Annotated in this window: 19 protein-coding genes; 15 read left to right on the plus strand and 4 right to left on the minus strand. The window is 65.3% G+C overall.

Translation table 11 applies throughout. The annotated features are described in order from the left end of the window. Positions 1–41 precede the first annotated feature (41 nt). From BT115_RS07680 to ptsP, 7 genes are all read left to right on the plus strand, one after another. The gene (locus BT115_RS07680) at positions 42–1,529 is read left to right on the plus strand and encodes an RNA polymerase factor sigma-54 (protein WP_072321869.1); all 1,488 of its coding nucleotides are present in this window, start codon (positions 42–44) and stop codon (positions 1,527–1,529) included. Positions 1,530–1,648: 119 nt separating this feature from the next. Beyond that, positions 1,649–1,996, plus strand: a complete 348-nt coding sequence (gene raiA, locus BT115_RS07685) for a ribosome hibernation-promoting factor, HPF/YfiA family (protein WP_072321870.1) — start codon at positions 1,649–1,651, stop codon at positions 1,994–1,996. Between the two features lie 109 nt (positions 1,997–2,105). Further along, on the plus strand, positions 2,106–3,056 hold the full coding sequence (gene hprK / locus BT115_RS07690) for an HPr(Ser) kinase/phosphatase (protein WP_072321871.1): 951 nt from the start codon (positions 2,106–2,108) through the stop codon (positions 3,054–3,056). Between the two features lie 20 nt (positions 3,057–3,076). Next, positions 3,077–3,958: an RNase adapter RapZ gene (gene rapZ / locus BT115_RS07695; protein ID WP_143144518.1), complete on the plus strand. Its 882-nt coding sequence runs from the start codon at positions 3,077–3,079 to the stop codon at positions 3,956–3,958. Between the two features lie 38 nt (positions 3,959–3,996). Beyond that, positions 3,997–4,389, plus strand: a complete 393-nt coding sequence (locus tag BT115_RS07700) for a PTS sugar transporter subunit IIA (protein ID WP_072321872.1) — start codon at positions 3,997–3,999, stop codon at positions 4,387–4,389. Next, entirely contained in the window at positions 4,382–4,651 is a 270-nt protein-coding gene (locus BT115_RS07705; protein ID WP_072321873.1) for an HPr family phosphocarrier protein, read from the plus strand. Before BT115_RS07700 ends, BT115_RS07705 begins: the two co-directional genes overlap by 8 nt. A 31-nt stretch (positions 4,652–4,682) precedes the next feature. Continuing rightward, positions 4,683–6,437: a phosphoenolpyruvate--protein phosphotransferase gene (ptsP, locus tag BT115_RS07710; protein ID WP_072321874.1), complete on the plus strand. Its 1,755-nt coding sequence runs from the start codon at positions 4,683–4,685 to the stop codon at positions 6,435–6,437. Positions 6,438–6,646: 209 nt separating this feature from the next. Here ptsP and BT115_RS07715 read toward each other — a convergent pair whose 3' ends face one another. Both BT115_RS07715 and BT115_RS07720 read right to left on the minus strand, forming a co-directional pair. Next, entirely contained in the window at positions 6,647–9,118 is a 2,472-nt protein-coding gene (locus tag BT115_RS07715) for an acyl-CoA dehydrogenase (RefSeq protein ID WP_072321875.1), read from the minus strand. A 71-nt stretch (positions 9,119–9,189) separates the two neighbouring features. Beyond that, positions 9,190–10,068, minus strand: coding sequence for an alpha/beta fold hydrolase (locus BT115_RS07720; RefSeq protein ID WP_072322310.1), 879 nt, complete (start codon positions 10,066–10,068; stop codon positions 9,190–9,192). A gap of 140 nt (positions 10,069–10,208) precedes the next feature. On the opposite strand from BT115_RS07720, the gene BT115_RS07725 reads away from it, so the two are divergent. The 5 genes from BT115_RS07725 (at position 10,209) to BT115_RS07745 (ending at position 14,714) form a co-directional block, all read left to right on the plus strand. Further along, the gene (locus tag BT115_RS07725) at positions 10,209–10,799 is read left to right on the plus strand and encodes a TetR/AcrR family transcriptional regulator (protein ID WP_072322311.1); all 591 of its coding nucleotides are present in this window, start codon (positions 10,209–10,211) and stop codon (positions 10,797–10,799) included. A 97-nt stretch (positions 10,800–10,896) separates the two neighbouring features. Beyond that, on the plus strand, positions 10,897–12,687 hold the full coding sequence (locus BT115_RS07730) for a phosphoenolpyruvate carboxykinase (GTP) (RefSeq protein WP_072321876.1): 1,791 nt from the start codon (positions 10,897–10,899) through the stop codon (positions 12,685–12,687). Between the two features lie 120 nt (positions 12,688–12,807). Further along, on the plus strand, positions 12,808–13,362 hold the full coding sequence (locus BT115_RS07735; RefSeq protein ID WP_072322312.1) for an RNA polymerase sigma factor: 555 nt from the start codon (positions 12,808–12,810) through the stop codon (positions 13,360–13,362). Further along, the gene (locus BT115_RS07740) at positions 13,359–13,781 is read left to right on the plus strand and encodes a hypothetical protein (RefSeq protein ID WP_072321877.1); all 423 of its coding nucleotides are present in this window, start codon (positions 13,359–13,361) and stop codon (positions 13,779–13,781) included. Before BT115_RS07735 ends, BT115_RS07740 begins: the two co-directional genes overlap by 4 nt. Before the next feature lie 24 nt (positions 13,782–13,805). Continuing rightward, on the plus strand, positions 13,806–14,714 hold the full coding sequence (locus tag BT115_RS07745) for a DUF4097 family beta strand repeat-containing protein (protein ID WP_072321878.1): 909 nt from the start codon (positions 13,806–13,808) through the stop codon (positions 14,712–14,714). Between the two features lie 100 nt (positions 14,715–14,814). Here the strand turns inward: BT115_RS07745 and BT115_RS07750 are convergent, their stop codons facing one another. Continuing rightward, a complete protein-coding gene (locus BT115_RS07750; protein WP_072321879.1) occupies positions 14,815–15,762 on the minus strand; it encodes a hypothetical protein in 948 nt (315 codons plus the stop codon). A 259-nt stretch (positions 15,763–16,021) separates the two neighbouring features. Here BT115_RS07750 and BT115_RS07755 point away from each other — a divergent pair, with 259 nt between their 5' ends. Next, positions 16,022–18,916, plus strand: coding sequence for a bifunctional diguanylate cyclase/phosphodiesterase (locus tag BT115_RS07755; protein ID WP_072321880.1), 2,895 nt, complete (start codon positions 16,022–16,024; stop codon positions 18,914–18,916). A 41-nt stretch (positions 18,917–18,957) separates the two neighbouring features. Here BT115_RS07755 and BT115_RS07760 read toward each other — a convergent pair whose 3' ends face one another. Next, a complete protein-coding gene (locus BT115_RS07760) occupies positions 18,958–19,875 on the minus strand; it encodes an Hsp33 family molecular chaperone HslO (protein WP_255369367.1) in 918 nt (305 codons plus the stop codon). Between the two features lie 96 nt (positions 19,876–19,971). Between BT115_RS07760 and mtgA the strand changes: the two genes are divergently transcribed. Both mtgA and BT115_RS07770 read left to right on the plus strand, forming a co-directional pair. Then, positions 19,972–20,712 carry a monofunctional biosynthetic peptidoglycan transglycosylase gene (gene mtgA, locus BT115_RS07765; protein ID WP_072322314.1) on the plus strand — a complete coding sequence of 247 codons (741 nt, stop codon included), beginning with the start codon at positions 19,972–19,974 and terminating at the stop codon, positions 20,710–20,712. A gap of 8 nt (positions 20,713–20,720) precedes the next feature. Further along, positions 20,721–21,665: a glycosyltransferase family 2 protein gene (locus BT115_RS07770; RefSeq protein WP_072321881.1), complete on the plus strand. Its 945-nt coding sequence runs from the start codon at positions 20,721–20,723 to the stop codon at positions 21,663–21,665. Positions 21,666–21,688: the final 23 nt, after the last annotated feature.

A 21,688-nucleotide genomic window follows, 5' to 3' on the forward strand; every position in this document is an offset into this window, starting at 1 on the left:
TAAGGGGTTACGATGGCTGCGTAACCCAAAGCGCCGAAGGCATGAAACCCGGACTTCAGTTTCGCCTCCACCAGCAGCTCACGCTGACCCCGCAGCTCCAACAGGCCATCCGCCTGCTGCAGTTGTCACAGCTTGAGCTCGAGGCCGAACTCCGCCAGATCGCGGAAAGCAACCCGCTGCTCGAATTCGCGGAAGACGCCGAGGCCGAGCCGGAGGCGGAGGGCGAGGCAGACGAGGGTTACGAAAGCCCTGAGTTTCTCTCGCGCGAGCAGCAGCCCACCAAGGCGTCGAAAGAAGACGAGGAATCGACCGCCACCCCGTCGGAAGAACTGGCACCCGAGTGGGAAGACGACCGTTTCCACGGTGAAGCAGGCGACTACGCGGGCTCGTCCTCGCGGACGGGAGGCGTCGACGAAGACGGCTTCGAGCCTCAGAACGCGGCGCCGGAAAGCCTTCAGCAACACCTTGAGTGGCAGCTCAATCTGTCGCAGTTCTCGCCGCGCGATCACGGCATCGCCATGGCGATCATCCATGCGCTGGACGAGGACGGATACCTGCGTGACGGGGTGGCCGCTGTCGAAGCCGCCCTGCCCGCTCAACTGCATGCCAGCGCCGAGGAAATCGAAGCGGTGCGGCAGCGCGTACAACGGTTCGACCCGACCGGCATCGCCAGCCTCGATCTCCGCGATTGCCTGTTCTGCCAGCTGTCCCAGTTCTCGTTCGAGACGCCGCATCGCGAACTCGCGATCCGCATCGTCAACGAGGAGCTGGAGCTGCTGGCGCGCAACGACGCGGCGAAGATCGCCCGCCGCCTGAAGGCGCCCGAGGCAGACGTTGCGGCAGCCGCCGCCCTGATCCGCAGCCTGGACCCGCGGCCCGGTGCGGCACTGGATGCCACGCCCGTGGAATACGTGGCGCCGGACGTCTACGCACGCCGGGAGAACGGACGCTGGCAGGTCAGTCTGAATCCGGATGCCCAGCCGCGCCTTGGCCTCAACCAGCACTATTGCAACCTCATTGCCCGCGCGCGCGGCGACGACGCCACGTGGATGAAGGGCCAGCTGCAGGAAGCCCGTTGGCTGCTTAAGAGCCTGCAATCCCGTGCGGAAACGCTGCAGAAGGTGGCGGAGGTGATCGTCCGGCGGCAAAGCGCGTTCCTCGACTACGGCCCGGAAGCCATGCATCCGCTCGTGCTCCGCGAGGTGGCCGAGGAAGTGGGCATGCACGAATCGACCATTTCCCGCGTCACCACCCGCAAGTACATGCACACGCCACGCGGCACCTTCGAGCTCAAGCACTTCTTCTCCAGCGGTGTCGCCACCGAAGACGGCGGCAGCGCATCGGCCACGGCCATCCAGGCCATGCTGCGCAAGCTGATCCTCGCCGAAGACGCGCGCCGCCCCCTGTCCGACCAGGCCCTGGCGGAAGAACTGCATCGACGCGGCATTCAGGTCGCCCGCCGTACGGTGGCCAAGTACCGCGAAGCGATGCGCATCCCCAGTTCCAGCGAACGTATTCGCGCCAGTTAACGACCGAGGGAACCCCACAGCACACCCACGGTCCCACAGATTCAGGCTAGAGAGGCGGTGTTTCCGCCGCCTCGATCTCGTCGCCGCGAGGCGGCACCCTCAGCAAGAAGGAGGCGTCAATGCAAATCCAGATCAGCGGCCAGCACATCCAAATCACCCCGGCTCTGCGTGAGCGCGTGGAACAGCAGATCAGCCGCTTCGAACGCCTTTTCGACAACATCAAGGGCCTCGACGTCGTTCTTTCCGTGGACAAGAACGAGCACAAGGCCGGTGGCACCCTGCATTGCGCCGGTACGCGGCTGCATGCGGACGGCATTGCCCGGCTCGAGGACGACAACAAGAACGACACGATGTACACGGCGATCGACGCCATGATCGCCAAGCTCGCGGACCAGCTCCGCAAGCATAAGGAAAAGCTCAAGGATCACCACAACAGCGAGGGGCGCGACGCCCGCGCAGCGAGCTGAGCCCCGCCGGGCAGACGCCCGGCCCGCCGCCCCACCGCCCTTGATGGCACAATAGGACCCAGGCCGGCACGCCTTGCGTGCCGGCCTTTCCATCTCAAGGGACCCAAGCGTGGACCGGCTTACCGCCAGACAACTCTTCGACGGGGTACACGAGCGCATGGCCTTGCGCTGGGTGGCGGGCATGCGTGGCGAGTCGCGCGTCCTCGAACCCAACGCCAAGCAGAGCCGCCGCCCGTCGCTGGTGGGCTACCTCAACGTGATCTACCCCAACAAGGTGCAGATCATCGGTACCGAGGAGCTCAACTACCTCGATGGCATGGACTCCCGCCAGCGCTGGGAAGCGATCCACAAGATCGCCGCCTACCAGCCCGCTGCGCTGATCGTCACGAAGGATCAACCGATCCCGTCGGACCTGCGCGAAGTGGCGGAAGAAACCGATACGCCGCTGTGGCAGAGCACCAAGCGCGGCCACGAGCTGCTTACCTACCTGCAATACCACCTGGCGCGCACCTTGGCGCCGCGGGTGACGCTGCATGGCGTGTTTCTCGAAGTGTTCTCCATCGGCGTGCTCATCACCGGCGAGCCGGGTTCGGGCAAGAGCGAGCTTGCGCTGGAACTGATCAGCCGCGGTCATCGCCTGGTCGCCGACGATGCCACCGAGTTCACCCTGATTGCACCCGACGTCATCGACGGCGCCTGTCCGGAGCTGCTGCAGGACCTGCTCGAAGTGCGCGGTCTCGGTGTGCTCAACATCCGCGAGATGTTCGGCCACACGGCGGTGAAACCGTCCAAGTACCTGCGCCTGGTGGTCCACCTGAAACCGCTGCGCGACGGTGAGGAAACCGACGCCATGACCCGACTCACCGGCGATGTCAGCCGGCGCAACGTGCTCGACGTCGACGTGCCCAAGATCACCATTCCCGTCGCGCCCGGCCGCAACCTCGCGGTGCTGGTCGAGGCCGCCGTGCGCAATCACGTTCTCAAGAGCAAGGGCATCGACCCGGCACAGACCTTCATCGATCGACAGGCGCACCAGATGCGTCGCTTCTCCCCGTGGTGACCTCCGTGACTGACGACCTCATGAATCCGATCGTCGACCCCGACGGCATCCATCTGGTGGTGCTTACCGGCATGTCCGGCGGCGGCAAGACCGTGGCGCTGCGCGCACTTGAAGACCTCGAGTTCTATTGCGTCGACAACCTGCCCGCGGAACTGATTCCGCAACTGGTTGCCGCCGTGAGCCAGGGCGAGCACGGGCCGCGTCGGCGCATCGCCGTCGGCGTGGACGTTCGCAATCGCCGGGTCGATCTGTCGCGCATGCCGCACGTGCTCTCCGAGCTGTCGACGGCCGGCGTACACGTGCATCTGATCTTCCTCGACAGCCGCGACGACGTCCTGATCAAGCGCTATTCGGAAACGCGCCGTCGCCATCCGCTGGCGGCGGAAAAGCTCTCCCTGGCCGATTCGATCGCCCAGGAGCGCAAGCTGCTCCGGCCGCTGGTGTCGATCGCCGAGAAGGTCATCGATTCCAGCGACCTCAACGTCCACCAGTTGCGCCGGCTTTTTGCCACCGGCTACGCGGCGGCATCGGACGGCACCACCATCCTCTTCGAATCTTTCGCCTACCGGCGGGGGCTGCCTTCCGACGCGGATTTCGTCTTCGATGCGCGCTGCCTGCCGAATCCCCACTGGGATCCCCGGCTTCGTCCGTTCTCCGGCAAGGATCTCCCCGTCCGGGAGTTTCTCGACGCGAACCCGCTCGTGGGCGAGTACTATGCCGACGTAGCCCGGTGGCTGGACACGTGGCTGCCGCGCTTCGAGGGGGAGGACCGCAGCTACGTCACGGTTTCCATCGGCTGCACCGGCGGACGCCACCGCTCGGTTTATCTGGTCGAGAAGCTTGCACAGCATTTTCGCTCCGAACGCGGCAACGTACTGACCTTCCATCGCGAGCTCGAGTGACCCATGATCCTGCCCAAGCCATTACGAGATACCGGGCGATGAGCGTCGGCGTCCTCCTCATGACCCACGAAGCCGTCGGCAAGGCGCTGATTTCGGCCGCCCGCCACGTGATGCCCAAGCTGCCGCTCGAAGTGGACGCCGTCGAGGTACCTCCGAGTGCCGACCCGGACGTCATGCGCACACTTACCGCGCACCATGCCCGAGAACTCGACCACGGCGAAGGCGTGCTCGTGCTAGCGGATCTCTATGGCGCCACACCGTGCAACATCGGCCTGTCGCTCAGCGAACTGGGCGTGCATCTGCGCTGCGTATCCGGGCTCAACCTGCCCATGCTGCTGCGCGTCCTCAACTATTCGGAAAAATCGTTGACCGAGCTGGCCGAGATTGCAGCCAGCGGCGGTCGCGGAGGGATATTCATCGATCATGCTTGAACGGGACATCGTGGTATCCAACCGGCTCGGCCTTCACGCGCGAGCGTCCGCCAAGCTCGTACAGCTCGTTTCGGGATTCAAATCGACCGTCTGGCTCATCAGCCGCGGTCGCGAAGTCAACGCGCAGAGCATCATGGGCGTGATGATGCTGGCAGCCGGCATCGGTACGGCACTCACCGTTCGCGCCGAAGGTGAGGACGAGGAAGCGGCGGTCCAGGCCGTCGTCGATCTCTTCGACCGCAAGTTCGACGAAGGCGCCTGAGCATGGACTGCTCGCCACGGCCGAGGTCTCCATGAGAATCGTGCTGAAAGGCACCCCTGCCGCACGCGGTATGACGCTTGGCCGAGCGCGCCTCGTCCAGCCGAGCATTCTCGCCGTCGACATGCGTATGCTGGAAGACGCCGAAGTCGGCCCCGAGATCGAGCGCCTGCACAAGGCCATCGATACGGCCCGCACGGAACTCCGCGAACTGCGCGGCAAGCTGCATGGCGCCCTCGCCCGCGAAGTCGGCGACTTCATCGATGCGCACAGCCTGCTGCTCGACGACGAAGAACTGCTGCGCGGTCTCGATGACCTGGTGTCCGTCGGCCATTACACGGCCAGCGCCGCGTTGAAGATGCAACGCGACCGGCTCGCCGCCGTATTCGACGCCATGAACGACCCGTACCTCAAGAGCCGCGGCGAAGACATCGACCAGGTCATCGGACGCGTCATGTCCGCGCTCAACCAGCCTTCGAGCCGCGAAGAGCGCAAGCTGGCCTCGCGCGTCGGCGAGATCGTCGTCAGCGATACCGTGGCGCCGGCCGATATGGCAGGTATGGCCGGTCAGGGCATGCTCGGCGTCATCGCCAGCGCCGGCAGCATCTATTCGCACAGCGCCATTCTGGCGCGCAGCTTCAACCTGCCGATGCTCGTCGGCACCCGCGATGCGCTCGCCACGATCAACGACGACGACCTCGTCCTGATTGATGCGGAACTCGGCGAGGTCATCGTGCATCCCACGGCACAGGATCTCGCGCGATACCGGCAATGGCAGCGCCAGGCCGCCGCCGAAGGTCGCCGCCTGGCGGCGCTCGCCACGGCGCCCACGCTCACCCGCGATGGCGCGCACGTGCGGCTTTACGCCAACGCGGAACTGGCCGGCGACATTACCCTCGCGCGCGCGCGCGGCGCGGATGGCATCGGCCTGTACCGCTCCGAATTCCTGTTCCTGCGCCAGCGCGGTCTGCCGTCGGAAGACGAACAGTTCGCCGCCTATCGTGACGTCGTGCTGGGCATGGGCGGGCTTCCCGTCACCATTCGCACGCTCGACCTGGGTGCCGACAAAGCCGATTCCGCGGGGCTCGCGCTACGTGGCGAGGAAAATCCGGCTCTGGGCGTACGCGGCATCCGGCTGTCCTTGCGTTACGCCGACATCTTCAGCGTGCAATTGCGCGCCATCCTGCGCGCCGCCTGCTATGGCCCGGTGCGGATCCTCATTCCGATGGTCACGCATCTGGGCGAACTCACCGCGGTTCGCAACCTGATCAAGAAGGCGCGCGAGGATCTCGCACGGCAGGGTCAGGAGTTGCCAGAACGACTGGACATCGGCGCCATGATCGAAGTCCCGGCAGCGGCAATCAGCGTCACATCGATTCTCGCGAAGGCCGACTTCCTCGCCATCGGCACCAACGATCTCGCGCAATACGTCCTCGCGGCCGATCGCAACAACGATGCACTCGACGGCATCTACGACCCGCTGCAGCCGGCATTCCTGCGCCTTATCGCCCATGTGATTGCCAGCGCACGTCGCGCGAAGAAGCCGGTGAGCCTTTGCGGTGAGATCGCCGGCGACACGCAGTTCACCGCCCTCCTCCTCGCCATGGGCCTCGAGGAATTCAGCATGCACCCTGGGCAGCTTCTCCAGGTGCGCGACCGATTGACCAAGCTCGATTGCGCCGCCCTGCGTCGCGCCGCGCCACGCCTCTTCCGTGCGCACACGCGCGACGAAGTCGAAGAGCGCCTGCTTGAAGTCGTGGCGAAACAGGAAGGTTGCGGCGAAATCTGATCCGGTTTCGCCTTGTGCCGGTCTAGCGCATGCTGGCCTGCTTCTTCCGCCCTCGCGGATGCACTGAGAGATGCGTGGCCCGCGCGCCCCTCTTGTGGGAGCCGCCTGGCGGCTCGCATGTGCCTCTCCCGGTGTTACTGCACGAAGAACCAAAAGAAAGGCCGCGATCGCTCGCGGCCTTTCGTGTTTCCATCCCTGGAAAGAGGAACTTACGCAGCCCGCACCGACTTCATGGTCTCGGCGTTGCGTACCACGTTCGCACGCAGTTCCTCGCTATCGAAGTCGTCCACCGAAATGAACTCGGCGACGCCGTCGCGGACGCGCTGCAGCAGCTCGCGTTCCGCAGCGGTGATGGCGCCCAGCTTCTCGGCTTCGGCCAGTTGCTCGTTGTACGTATGCGCGCGGAGCTGACCGCCCTTGAACGCCTTGAGGAACTTGCGCTCGACCGGCTCGGCCGCGATCACGTCAGGCAGGATCTGGTTCATGCGACCCACGGTGTTGTTCGCCGTGGGCGTGAGGTAGGTCCACGCGGTAAGGCGATCGCGTGCCTCGCTCGGCGCCGTGATGAGCGCCGCCACGCGACGACCGAGGCGATCCGACGGCGGAACCTCGCGGCGACCGAACGGGAACACGAGCGCACGCAGCAGCCACGCGACGGGACGAACGGGGAAGTTGCGGATCACGCCATCGAGCGCCATCTGCATCTTCCATACGCACTCGTGGAAGGCCCAGGCAAGCAGCGGACGATCCGCTTCGGGGCGACCGGTGTCTTCGTAGCGCTTCAGCATCGCGCTGGCGATGTAGAGGTACGACAGCGTGTCACCCAGGCGAGCCGACAGCTTTTCCTTGAACTTCAGCTTGCCGCCCAGCACGCCCATCGACACGTCGGCGCACAGCGCGAGCGCCGCCGAATAGCGATTGAGCTTGCGGTAGTAGCGACGCGTATACGCATCGCCCGCGGTGTCGCCGATTTTCGCAGCGGTCAGGCCGAGCACGAAGCTGCGCACGGCATTCGAGATACCGAAGCCGATGTGGCCGAACAACGCCTGGTCGAAGGTCTTGAGACGCTCACGGTAGTCCGCGATGTTCAGCGCCTGCATTTCCTTCAACACGTAAGGGTGGCAGCGGATGGCGCCCTGACCGAAGATCATCAGGCTGCGCGTCATGATGTTCGCGCCCTCGACCGTGATGGCGATGGGCACACTCTGCCAACCGCGGCCCATGTAGTTCTTCGGACCGAGGATCACGCCCTTGCCGCCATGAACGTCCATGGCATCGGAAGCGATCTGACGGCACCACTCCGTAGCGTGGTACTTGGCGATGGCCGACGGCACCGCCGGCTTCTCGCCGCGATCCACTGCAGCAGCGGTGGCGCGCGACAAGGCCTGCGTGGCGTAGGTGAGACCACCGATACGCGCCAGCGCTTCTTCAACGCCCTCGAAGCGACCGATGGCGAGACCGAACTGCTTGCGCATGCGTGCATACGCACCGGTTGCTGCAACGGCCATGCGCGACGCGCCGGTCGCGTTCGACGGCAGCGAGATCGCGCGTCCCACCGACAGGCACTCGACCAGCATGCGCCAGCCGTGGCCGGCCATGTGCGGGCCGCCGATCAACACCGACAAGGGCACGAACATGTCCTTGGCGTGCACCGGGCCGTTCTGGAACGGCGTGTTGAGCGGGAAGTGACGGCGACCGATTTCCATTCCCGGCGTTTCGCGCGGCAGCAGTGCCAGCGTGATGCCCAGGTCTTCCTTGTCACCCAGGAGCTTCTCCGGGTCGTACATGCGGAACGCCAGGCCGACGATCGTCGCCACCGGCGCCAAGGTGATATAGCGCTTGTCGAAGGTCAGGCGGATGCCGAGCGTTTCCTCGCCATTCCACATGCCCTTGGTGACGATGCCGAAGTCGGGAATTGAGGTGGCGTCGGAACCGGCGTAGGGACCGGTGAGCGCGAAGCACGGAATCTCGCGACCGTCGGCGAGGCGCGGTAGGTAGTGGTTTTTCTGCTCGTCGCTGCCGTAATGCATCAGCAGTTCGCCCGGCCCGAGCGAGTTCGGCACGGCGACGGTGGAAGCCAGCGTCTGCGACATGCTGGACAGCTTCTGCAGCACGGCCGAATGCGCCAGCGCGGAGAACCCGAGACCGCCGTAGCTCTTCGGGATGATCATGCCGAAGAACTTGTTCTTCTTGATGAAATCCCAGACCTCGGGCGGCAGGTCCGCCAGTTCGTGGGTGATCTGCCAATCGTCGATCATGCCGCAGAGTTCTTCGACGGGACCGTCAAGGAACGCCTGCTCTTCGACGGAAAGCTCGGGCTTCGGCTGGCGAAGCAGCTCCGACCAGTTCGGCTTGCCCGAGAACAACTGGCCTTCGAAACCGACGGTACCGGCCTCAAGCGCGGTCTGTTCGGTCTCGGAAAGCTTCGGCGTGACCTTCGCGAACATCGAAAGCAGCGGCGCGCTGATCTTCTTGCGACGGAAGTCCACCATCATCAGCGGCACCGCGACGATGGCGAGCAGGATCAGCAGGACGACGGTGGTGGCCGGAGCCCGGGCGATCACACCCACGACCAGGATCGTGGCCGCCGTGGCAATGGCCCACGTCCGGAGGGACGTGCGGTGGTAGGCACAGGCACCGGAGGCAATGAGCGCCGCCAGCACAACTAGGATCGCAGACATCGGAATTACCTCATCACAGTCGGGTCGTTGCTGTCGTTCGTTACGTAAAACATTGAATCAAAGCGGGTGAATCAAAGCGTATGCATGAAGGCCGCGATCTCGCGGGTGAAGGCGTCGTTGGCATCGCCCGCCACCATGTGCGTGGCATCTGCCAGCGCCACGTGGCGCGCATGCGGTACGAGGCGGAGAAATTCGTCGACGGTGTGGCTGGAGACCACGTCGCTGCGCGAACCGGACAGCAACAGCACGGGCACATCGACACGCGCAGCGGCAGCGAACAGGCGCGGCTGGTAGCGCTCGCTCTCCTGGACCACGCCATCGAGCAGGGCCGGATCCCAGTGCCAGCGCAGACGACCGTCGGTGTCCTGGCGCAGCAACGGCTTCAACTGCGCTTCCGTCTTGCGCTCGCGCCGATGCGGCAGGTACGCCTCAATGGCCGAGGCCGCCTCGTCATAGTTCGCGAAACCTTGGGGGTGAGCGCGCATGAAGCCGAGGATACGTTCCACACCTGCCGTTTCCCATCGCGGTGTGATATCGACCAAGACCAACGCCGAGAACGGCGCCTTGGCTCCTGCCGACTCGCCTGCCGCAACCAGGCCGAGCAGACCGCCCATCGACGCACCCACCAGCACGGGCGGACGACCATCGGCCGACGGCGATACGTCGGCGACGGCGAGCAGGTCCGCCACGAACTGTTCCATGTGATAGTCGCCGCGCGGCACACGCTCGCTTTCGCCGTGACCACGCGCGTCGAACGTCGTGGCATCGAAACCCTGCGCTGCGAGTGCGCGCGCCGCGCCGTTCCAAGCGTGACGGGTCTGCCCGAAGCCGTGGGCGAAGAGCAGCGACGGCGAGCGTTCGCCGCGCCAGCGCTGGGTCGCAAGCGCCAGGCCGTCCAGGGAGACGACGCTTGCGCGGGCAGAGGACACGTGGGCGGGATCGGCAACCATACGGCCGAGTATGTGATGCGCCAGCGCCTGCGTCAATACGCCCGCGTACGGTCAGGTAAGCGCTTCCAAGTCAAGGTCTTATGCAGCATGCGTCGCAGCGCCCCGATTGCAAACGCCCGCGTCTCGGCTACCATGCGTCGATGAACGACGGTGCAAAGAACGAACGCGTCCGCCTCTCCGCCGAGGACTGGGAAGATGGCGCCCTGGCACTCATCGCCGAACAAGGCGTCGGCGCGCTTGCCGTCGAGGCCCTGGCGCGGCGGCTGGGCGTCACCAAGGGCAGTTTCTACTGGCATTTCCGCACGCGCGAAGCCTTGCTCCAGGCCGCCCTGGAGCGCTGGGAAGAGTACGGGGAACGCGAGGTCCTCGCCGAGATCGAGAGCATCGCCGATCCGCGCAAGCGACTGCCTGAGCTGTTCCGCCGCGTGGCCCACGAGTTGCAGCCGCACCGCGTGTATGCCGCCTTGCTGAAGGCACTGGATCATCCGCAGGTCGTGCCGGTGATGTCGCGCGTTTCGCAGCGACGGATCGACTTCCTTACTCGCATGTATCAAGAGGCCGGCCTGGAGCCCGTCGTGGCCCTGCATCGTGCGCGGCTGACGTACGCGGCCTACGTGGGCTTCCTCCAGCTCAACTTCACCCTCGGACTGCCTCGCCTCTCGCACGAGGAATTCGACGCCTACGTCGAACACGTCATCACCACGCTGACGCCGGCCAAGTCCATCGACTGATCCTGAACGGGCAGCCTGTTTTGCTGCGCCGTGCCTTGCCAATACCAGGAATCGCAAACTACTGTCGCGGCTTGCGTTTAACTGGAGACCACCAAGGATGCGATCGCACGGCAGTTCACTGGATGCATTGAATCGATGGGTCGACGAGGTCGCCCAGCTGACGGAGCCCGCCTCCATCCGCTGGTGCGATGGGTCCGACGCGGAGTACGCGGACCTCGTCCAGGCCATGCTCGCCAGTGGCGACCTCCTCCCGCTCAACGAGGCCACCCACCCGCGCAGCTATCTGCATCGCTCGCATCCGTCCGACGTGGCTCGCGTGGAGCACCTCACCTTCGTCTGCACGAGCGACGAAGCCGATGCCGGCCCGAACAACCATTGGATGGCGCCCGCAGACGCCCACGCCAAGATCGACGCGCTGTTTGCCGGCGCCATGCGCGGCCGCACGATGTACGTCATTCCCTATTGCATGGGACCTATCGATTCTCCGCTCGCGCGCTGCGGCGTCGAGATCACGGACAGCCCCTATGTCGTCGCCAACATGCGCATCATGACGCGCATGGGTTCGGCGGCGCTGGCGCGCATCGAGCGCGAGGGTCGGTTCGTGAAAGGCCTGCATTCCACGGGCGATCTCGACCCCGAGCGCCGTTTCATCATGCACTTCCCCGAAGAGCTCTCGATCAAGTCGATCGGTTCGGGCTACGGCGGCAACGCACTTCTCGGCAAGAAGTGCCATGCGCTGCGCATTGCCAGCTACCAGGCGCGCAGCGAAGGCTGGCTCGCCGAACACATGCTGATCGTGGGCGTCGAGAATCCCAAGGGCGAGAAGCACTACATCGCGGCGGCGTTTCCGTCGGCGTGCGGGAAAACCAATCTCGCCATGCTCATTCCGAGCGAGGGCTATCGCAAGGCCGGCTGGAAGGTCTGGACGGTGGGCGACGACATCTGCTGGATGACGCCTGGTGCCGACGGCCGCCTGTGGGCGATCAATCCGGAAGCGGGCTACTTCGGCGTGGCTCCCGGCACCAGCGCGGGTACCAATCCCACTGCGCTCGAAACGCTGGGCCACGATGCCATCTTCACCAACGTGGCACTCACAGCGGACAACCAGCCGTGGTGGGAAGGCCTCGGCTACGGCGAACCGGTCGCCGACTGGCAGGGGCGTCCTCACGATCCCGCCAACGGTCCGGCAGCCCATCCCAACTCGCGCTTCACCGTCAGTGCGAAGCAGTGCCCGAGCTGGGCGCCGGAGGCGGAACACGCGGCCGGCGTCCCGATTTCGGCCATCGTCTTCGGTGGTCGCCGCCCGTCGCTCGTGCCGTTGGTCTTCGAAGCAAAGGACTGGGCACACGGCGTGCTGGTGGGCGCCGCCATGGGCTCGGAAACCACGGCCGCTGCCACCGGTGCCGTCGGTGTGCTTCGTCGTGACTCGATGGCGATGAAACCCTTCTGCGGCTACAACTTCGCCGATTACTTCGCGCATTGGCTGTCGTTCGACAAGCCGGGCGCCAAGCTGCCACGGATCTTCCACGTGAACTGGTTCCGCAAGGACGCCGACGGCCGTTTCATGTGGCCGGGTTACGGCGAGAATCTGCGCGTACTCGACTGGATGATCAGCCGCGTGGAAGGCCTGGCCAAGGGCGTGGAAACGCCCATCGGCATCCTGCCGAGCCGCGACGAACTCAATCTCGACGGCCTGAGCCTGCCCACGGGCGTGGTGGACGAACTGCTCCGGGTGGACATCGAAGGCTGGCAGGAGGAACTGCGCGCCATCGGCCTTTACCTCGACGGCTTCGGCGAACGCATGCCGGAGCGACTCAAGGCAGAACGCGTGCGCGTAACCAAGGCACTCGATGCCGCCGTCGTCCGCCCGGCGGCCCACGTCGCCTGATGCACATGGCGGGAGCGCGCCACGCGCTCCCGCCGTTTCATCCCCGCCTTAAACGGTTTTCCCCTTGCCGGCATCCAAGCTGGCAAGATGAACGCCCTATGCCTCGCCGCCACCTCCTTCATGCAGCCTGAGCTGCCCGTCGCCTCGTCCGACGACGACGTCGTACGTGCCGCGGTGGCTGGCGATCGCAAGGCTTTCGAAACGCTTTACCGGCGCCACGCCGATCGCGTCTACGGCGCCGTGCTTCGACTGGCCGGCTTCGACCACGCTCGCGCCGAAGACCTCACGCAGGAAGCCTTCGTCCGTGCCTGGCAGAAACTCGAAGGGTTCCGCTTCGAAAGCGCTTTCGGCACATGGGTCTACCGGCTGGCAGTGAACGTGGCGCTGATGTCCATACGCGCCCGCAACGCCGACCCGGTCACCATCGTCGACGACGAACATCTGCCTGACGTTGCCGACCTCGACAATCCCGTCCGCGCCTTCGAGCGCGGCGAACTGGAACAAGCCATCGCGGCACTGCCGCCACGGGCTCGCGCCGTCCTCGTGCTGCATGACGTGGAAGGCTGGAAACACGAGGAGATCGCCATCGAGTTGTCGATGGCGGTCGGTTCCTCGAAAGCACAGTTGCACCGTGCACGCGGCCTGCTCCGTCGCGTGCTGGGAGATAAGCCATGAACGAACTCGATTACCTGCGCCAGATGCGCTCGCTCAACCGCCCGGTGTCGCCGCCGCGCGACCTGTGGGCCGATATCGACCGACGACTGGATGCCGCCACCGTGGCCCCGCGTCGTCGACGCGATCGCGCCCGGCCCTGGTTGATGGCCGCGGCGATCGCCGGCGTGGCGGTGCTGGGCGGCGGGCTCGGGCTGCATCTGGTGGCACCGGCGGGCGACAACAGCCTCGCCACGACCGGTCACGCCTGGAAGCCGAGCGATCCTCGTCTGGCGGGCGCGGCGGTGGAACTCGACGCCGCGCACATGGAACTCACCCAGGCGATACAGGACTCACCGGAGTCGGCAGCGCTGCAGCGCCTGCTGATTCGCACCGAACGCCAGCGCGAGCGCCTGCGCAACCTCGACAAGCAAGCCAGTTAACACGCGAACAGCCAGGACATCCCCATGAAAACGCTCTACCTCTCCCCCCTGCTGCTGGCGCTGTCGATCGGACAGGCATTCGCCTCGACTCCGATCAACCTGTCGAAGGACATCCGGCCCAACGCGAAGGTCAATATCGACAACGTCCGAGGCGAAGTCACGGTCACGACCTGGGACAAGAATCAGGTCCAGGTCTCCGGCACCCTCGGCGACGGCGCGCGTCCGCTCGAGATCGAAGGAGACGAGCGCAACGTCGACATCCGCGTCCAGAGCGGCGAGCGGAAAGGCAATTGGTTCAGTTGGGGCAACGACTCCAGCATGCAGCCCACCACCCTCAACGTGCGCGTACCGCGATCGGTCGAGATCCATATCAACGTCGTCAGCGCCCCCGTCAGCATGGATGGCCTCGACGGCGGCAAGATCGACGTGGAATCGGTGAGCGGACGCATCCGCGCGAACCTGAAGTCGCCCGAGGTCAGCATGCAGACCGTCAGCGGCACCATCGATCTCGCCGGCCGCGCCGGCAAGGCCGACTTGCAGACGGTGTCGGGCGACATCACCGCACCCAACGTCGTCGACAAGATCGATGCACAAACCGTGTCGGGCCGTATGACCATCGGCGGCGGCCCGTGGAAGGAAGCCAGCTTCAGCACCGTGTCTGGCGACACCCAGGTCAACGGCGGCCCCACACGCGACGGCAAGCTCGACATCGACTCGATGAGCGGCGACGTCCAGCTTCAGTTGCCATCCGACACCATGGCACGCCTGGAAGCCTCCACTTTCAGTGGCGACCTGCGCAGCGACTGGGGCACGCCATCGAAAGGCGAGGACGGCCCAGGCAAGGAATTGAAGACCACGATCGGCGGCGGTGGTGCGTACATCCACGTGGAATCGTTCAGTGGCGACGTACGCGTACGCAACGCCGGGCACTGAACGAACCATCGGCCATCTGGGGCGCAACGCACCGCGCCCCATAACGAAGAAGCCGCCCTTCGGGGCGGCTTCTTCGTTGGAGAACTCGCGAGAGGTTCTGCTAGAGGTCCTGGTGATACTGGACGTACGGCGTACGGGACTGATCCGGTTCCGGCCCGGTCGGTCCACTCGGCGCATTCCCGGACGACCACACGTTCTGCGCGCCGACGGACAACTCGCCGCGCCATGGCAAGCGCCAGGTCACGCCCAGATCGATGGCGCTCCAACGGCGATCGGGATTGAGACCGTTCACTGCCGTGGCTTCGGGTTGCATGGTGCGCCCCGTGATCGAGCCCGACAGCGGACCGCGATCCACGCCGAAACTCAGTGCCTTCTGATCGACCGACCCGATGCCCAGGAGGTTGCCCGGTAGCAGGCGAATACGCCCGATGCTGGCGCCAAGGTCGATGCCGCTGCGTCCGCCGAGATCGACACGGCCGTGGGCATTCAACTCGGTGCTGGACGAAAGGGCGCTGATCGGCAGGCCGGACGCCGTGGTCAGACCGGGCAGCACGCGCGGCAGGCCGGCAACGGTTCCGGTGGGACGGCTCGAACCGACACCGAGGCCGACGCTGTAACCGGTGCCACGGAAGGTGGCCCCTACTTCGCTACCTACGATACGCGGCGGCGCGCCGGGCGAACTGCAACGATCGGGTTTCGCCGACGCGCCGCAGGATTCGGCGGAATTGATCCAGCCCTGCCCGCTGACGCTGGCATGAGCCTGGACGCGCGGACCAAGGTCGTATTGCAGTCCGCTGGACAGCGCGGGGCCGGCCTCGACGGGACGCAAGGCGAGCGGATGCGAAGGATCGGCGCGATCGTTGGACTCAAGGCTCAGCTTGCGTCCATCCGGTGCCACCCACAGCGGCAGGCTCGCCTGATCGGCGCGGCCGCGCTCGGAGGGACCATTCAGCAGACGGGATGCCGCGTCATCCGAACCGACCGGCGCAACCTGTCCTGCCGCGGCGAGCGGCATCATCAGGAGCATGGTGAGTAAGGATCGGCGCATGATTAGTCTGTCGGCATCGGCTGAAATTCCCCGCGCCCCCGCCTCAGCCTGGACGGGAGACGGACTCAGTGTATCCCATTTTACTTTTTACTAACACCCTTCCGGGGCCCCTTCAGGAACCAGGATAGCTGCCGTTTATGACGACAGGGGGCGGGCTCCAGAGGAGTCGCATAGATGATGAGACGACGCGCGCGCCCCATCGCGCGGCCGCGACAACGCATATAGACTGAACCGACCACGACCGGAACCTCGTCAGGCGATGACTATCGCTCCATCCCAAAGCCCGACTCTTCAGGCGCCCGGTCGCGGCGAGGTCGAGCCGTTGCATGCGGCCGTCGAGCGGCTGCTGCGCGCGGGCGATGCGGAGGCGGTCAGAACGGAGTGCGAGGCCTTCGTCCGATGCCTGTCGTCGGATGCCGGCATCGTCTGGCGCACCGATGGGATTTCCCCGGTGGACAAGGCCCGAGTATTCGAGTTGGCCGTCGATCCGCAGAACGAGCGGGTACTCGACGCCGTGGCCAGCGACACCGACCTCGTCACATGGTCCGACATGCTCGGCTGGCTGGGACGCCTGGCGTCTGTGCGACTGCGCCAACTGGCGGAAACCGCCAATCTTTACGAAGCCATCTCGCGCCTCGCCCTGGCCGAACGCCTGCAACGCGCGCTTTACGCGATCGCGGAGCAGGCCGGCGCCGAGCACAACATGAAAGACATGATGAGCGCACTCCACGCCATCGTGGGCAGCCTCATGTATGCCGAGAACTTCTTCATCGTTCTCTACGATGCGCAGAATCGTACGGTGCGCTTCCCCTATTTCGTGGACACGGAAGACAAGGACATCCCCGATCCGGAAGGCATCCGGCCCATCGAGGCCATCGAGAACACACTTACCTGGCACGTATTGCAGAGCGGGCGCGCCATGATGGGCGCGAGCACCGAGCTGGAAAAGAATCTGCCGGGTCCGCGCGTTCCCATTGGGCCGCCGAGCGACGACTGGCTCGGCGTGCCGATGAAACGCGGCGAGGACGTGGTCGGCGCCCTGGTAGTGCAGAGCTATCGAGCGGATACGCATTTTTCCGAGAACGACCGGGATCTGCTGACTTACGTGGCCCAGCATGTGCAGACGGCGCTGGAACGACGCCAGGCACACGAGGAACTGGAACGCCGCGTCACCACACGCACGGCCGCGCTGCGCGAAGCGAACCGCGTGTTGCGACAGCAAGTGCTGCAGCGCCAGCGTGGCGAGCGCCTTCAGGCGGCGCTGTTCCGCATCGCGGAGCTGGCGAACACGTCGGACAGCATCGAGAATTTCTACGCCGCCGTGCACCGGGTCATCGGCGGCCTGCTATACGCGCGCAATTTCTACATTGCCCTGCTTTCGGAAGACCAGAACAAGCTGACCTTTCCTTATTCGGTCGATGAACTCGACGGCGTGCGCGAGCCGCGCGAGTTGGGTCGTGGCCTCACCGAGTACGTACTGCGCAACGGCAAGGCCTTGCTCGCCGACCGCGAAGAGATCGACCGACTCAACCGTGACCAGGTGCTCACCGCGAGTGGTTCGCGATCCCTGCACTGGCTCGGTGTGCCGCTCATCTGGAACGAGAAGTCGATGGGCGTGCTGGCCGTGCAGAGCTACACGCCGGAACATACCTACAGCGCACGCGACCAGGAGTTGCTGACCTTCGTCAGCTACCACATCGCGAACGCATTGCAGCGCAAGTACACCACCGAGTCGTTGAAACAGGCGTACGCCAGCCTCGAACGCCGCGTCACCGAACGCACACGCGCCCTGGCGCTGGCCAACCGCGACCTGCGCGAGCAGATCGCCGAACGCGAGCGCGTCGAACGCCGGCTCAAGTACGAAACACTGCACGACTCGCTCACCGGCCTGCCCAATCGCACGTTGCTGTTGCAACGCCTGGAACAGGCGTTGAACCACTATCGCGAAAATCCGGCAGAGCTCTTCGCGGTGCTGTTCATCGATCTAGACCGATTCAAGGTCATCAACGATTCGGTCGGCCACCTCGTGGGCGACGACCTCCTCTTCCAGGTCGGCGGACGCATTCGCGCGTGCTTGAAGACGCGTGACGTGGTGGCCCGCCTTGGCGGTGACGAATTCGCCGTGCTGGTCGAGGGCATCGTCGATCCGCACGCCGCGACGCATATCGCCGAACGCATCATCGCTCAGTTGCAGACGCCATTCCGCCTGGGTGCGAAGGAAATCTTCACCTCCGCATCGATCGGCATCGCCCTGCCCACCTCCGAATACACGCGTCCCGAGGAGCTGCTTCGCGACGCCGATTCGGCGATGTATCGCGCCAAGGACGAAGGTCGCCACCGCGCGGCCGTCTTCGACGACCGCCTTCGACGTGAAGCGCTTTCCTTGCTGGAGCTGGAAGGCGACCTGCGACGCGCCCTCACGCGTAACGAATTCGTACCGTTCTTCCAGCCGATCGTGGACCTGGAACAACTCCGCGTCGTTGGCTACGAGGCGCTGCTGCGCTGGCGTCATCCGGAGCGCGGCATCCTGCCGCCGGGAGATTTTCTCGCCGTGGCGGAAGACACCGGATGTTCGGAAGCCATCGATTGGCAGATCTTCGAGCAGGTGGCACGTCAGGCACGCGCGCTTGTGGGCGACGAAGGCTTCATTAGCATCAACGTCTCGGGCAGCCACTTCCGCTCGCCGGATCTCGACCAACGCCTGCTCGACCTACTGGCCCAGCACAACGTGCCAGCACGGTCCATACGCGTCGAGGTGACCGAGCGCGCGCTGCTCGAGAATCCCGCGCAAGTGAAGCGGATTCTGGAAAATCTCCGCGATCACGGCGTAGGCATCGCGCTGGACGACTTCGGCACCGGTTACTCGTCGCTCAGTTACCTGCACCAGTATCCGATCGAGACCTTGAAGATCGATCGTTCGTTCGTCGTCGAGCTACCCGTGGAGGACAGCGAGGCGCACAGCACCGCCGTGGTCCGGGCCATCCAGGCGCTGGCCGATTCGCTGCGCATGCAGGTGATCGCCGAAGGCATCGAGACCGAAGCGCAGATGCGCGTGCTGCGCCGTATCGGCTGTCGTTTCGGACAGGGTTTCCTGTTCGCCCAGCCAGCGCCCGCAAGCAAATGGCTGGGTTCGCCGCTATCCCTTCACGCCTGATCGCCGCGCCAGTGGCCTGACGCGGCAATCTTCTTGCGTCACTATTGCAACGTCGACGGGGACGGCGGCGTCTCGACCTGGGTAAGCAGCCGCTCCGCATCCACGCGGTCGAACAGGTAACGCGTGGCGCAGAATTCGCAGATCACCTCGATCTCGCCACCACGATCGACCAGCGTCGCTTCCACTTCGTCGCGACCGAGCGCGCGCAGCATTCCTTCGACCCGCTCCTGGGAACAGGTGCAACCGAATGCCAGGGGCTTCGGATCGTAGAGACGCACTGTCTCCTCGTGATAAAGCCGGTAGAGCAGCTCCTCCGGCCGGGTGGCGAGCATCTCGCTGGCGCTCAGGGTTGCCGTGAGGTGGCCGACCCGCGCCCACGCATCGTCATCGTCGGCGGCGCTGTGACCACCCTCGCCGGGTATCGGCTGCAGCATGAGGCCAACGGCATGCTTGCCGTCCGCCGCCAGCAGGATGCGCGCAGGCAGCTGCTCGGAACGCTCGAAGTAATTCTCCAGCGCTTCACCGATCGAGGTGTTCTCGTCCAACTCCACCACACCCTGGTAGCGCCCGCGCTCGGCGTGACCGATGGTGATGGCCAGCATGGCCTCCGGAAGCCGCCCCAGATCTACACTCGCCGGCAGCGCCTGTGCGTCATAGCGCGCAAGACCACGCAGGCGCCCCTTGTCGGTGCATTCGGTAAACAGCAGATGCAGCGGACCCTGGCTCTTGAATTCCAGCGACAAGGAGCCCTCGAACTTGATGTTGCCCGTGAGCAAGGCGCTCGCGGCCACCGCCTGTCCGAGCGTGTCGCGCAAGCGGGACGGGTAATCGGCGCGAGAGGCAATTTCGTGCCAGCTCGCACCGAGGCGCACGAGAACGCCGCGCACGCCAGCCTTCTCCAGCATGAAGCGATGGAGCACGTCCTCGGACGCAAGGGTATCGACGATCGAATCAGTCACGGCGGCCTCCTGGTAATCCGACGAAAAATGGGGGCGCGCGGGGGCACCGACAAGTCCACGCCCGTATACTGCGCCATCCTTCGTCATCGCGCCGCCATGAGTCCGACGCCTCGCTCACCTCTACGCCGGATCGCCCGCCTGCTCGGCCTTGTCGTCGTCGCCTGGCTGGCGCTCTCGTGCGCCATCGTGATGGTGCTGCGCTTCGTACCGCCCTGGACCAGCGCCACGATAATGGAGCGCCGCCTGGAAGCGCTGACGAGCGGCGAGAAGGATTTCACGCTTCGCCACCGGTGGGTGCCTTGGGATCGGATTTCGCCGCAGGTGGGCATTGCGATGGTCGCGGCCGAAGACCAAAAATTTCCGTTTCATCACGGATTCGACGTCGATGCCATCCAGGATGCCATCGATGCGGCGGACGAAGGCAAGCGCCTGCGCGGCGCGAGCACGATCAGCCAACAGGTGGCGAAGAACCTGTTCCTCTGGAACGGTCGCAGCTTCGTGCGTAAGGGCCTGGAAGCGTACTTCACCGTGCTGATCGAGGCGCTGTGGCCGAAGCAGCGCATTCTCGAGGTCTACGTGAACATCGCGGAGTTCGGCGACGGCGTCTACGGTGTCGGCGCAGCGAGCGACGTCTTCTTCCACACCACGCCCGATCGCCTCGGCGTCACCCAGGCGGCACGCCTGGCGGCCGTACTGCCCAACCCGCAGCGTTTCCGCGTCGATGCCCCCAGCGCCTACGTCCAGCGCCGTACCGCGTGGATCACGCAGCAGATCGGCCAGCTCGGCGGGCCCGCCTATCTCACCCGTCCTGCGCCCGTGTCCGGCCGCACTCGCTGAGAACCGCCATGCCCTTCTCCTTCGCCGTCATCGTTCCCGCCTATAACGAAGCGGAAGTGCTCGTCGATTTCCATGCCCGGCTCGGCGCCGTGCTCGACGGGATCGACGCCGTCTCACAGATCATCTACGTGGACGACGGCAGCAGCGACGACACATGGCAACGGCTGCGCAGCCTCGCCGACGCCGATCCGCGCGTGCAGGCGCTGCGCCTTTCGCGCAATTTCGGCAAGGAGGCGGCCATGACGGCCGGCTTCGACGAAGTGGACGCCGATGCGGTGGTCATCATCGACGCGGACCTGCAAGACCCACCCGAACTCATTCCGGAACTCATCGCCCGATGGCAGGACGGCAACGACGTCGTCTACGCCACCCGCGGCGAGCGCGATGGCGAAACCCGCACCAAGCGTTTCACCTCGGCCGCCTTCTACCGTGTCATGGAGCGCCTGTCGGACACGCCGCTGCCGCGCGACACGGGCGACTTCCGGCTGCTTTCGCGCCGCGCGGTGGAGGCATTGCGCGAACTCCGCGAACGCCAGCGTTTCATGAAAGGCCTGTTCGCCTGGATCGGCTATCGGCAGACATCGGTCGTCTACCACCGCGATGCCCGCCATGCGGGCCGCACGAAATGGAATTACTGGCGGCTGACGAATCTTGCGGTGGAAGGCATCACCTCGTTCTCGACCGCGCCGCTGCGGGTAGCGACATGGCTCGGCGTCTCCGCCGCCGGCCTCGCCTTTCTGTACGGCTTGTGGGTGCTGCTGAAGGCGCTGATCTGGGGCGATCCGGTGCGCGGCTACCCCACCCTCATGGTGGTGATCCTGTTCCTGGGCGGGGCGCAGTTGCTTGCGCTCGGGGTCATCGGCGAATACGTGGGTCGCACCTATTCGGAAGCGAAGCGACGCCCGCTCTATTACGTGGAATCGCGCCACGGCGGTCGGCCGCCTTTCACCTGAACGTTACCCAGGACACCGCGCCT

The sequence above is a fragment of the Luteibacter sp. UNCMF366Tsu5.1 genome, assembly GCF_900119235.1.
Classification (GTDB): domain Bacteria; phylum Pseudomonadota; class Gammaproteobacteria; order Xanthomonadales; family Rhodanobacteraceae; genus Luteibacter; species Luteibacter flocculans.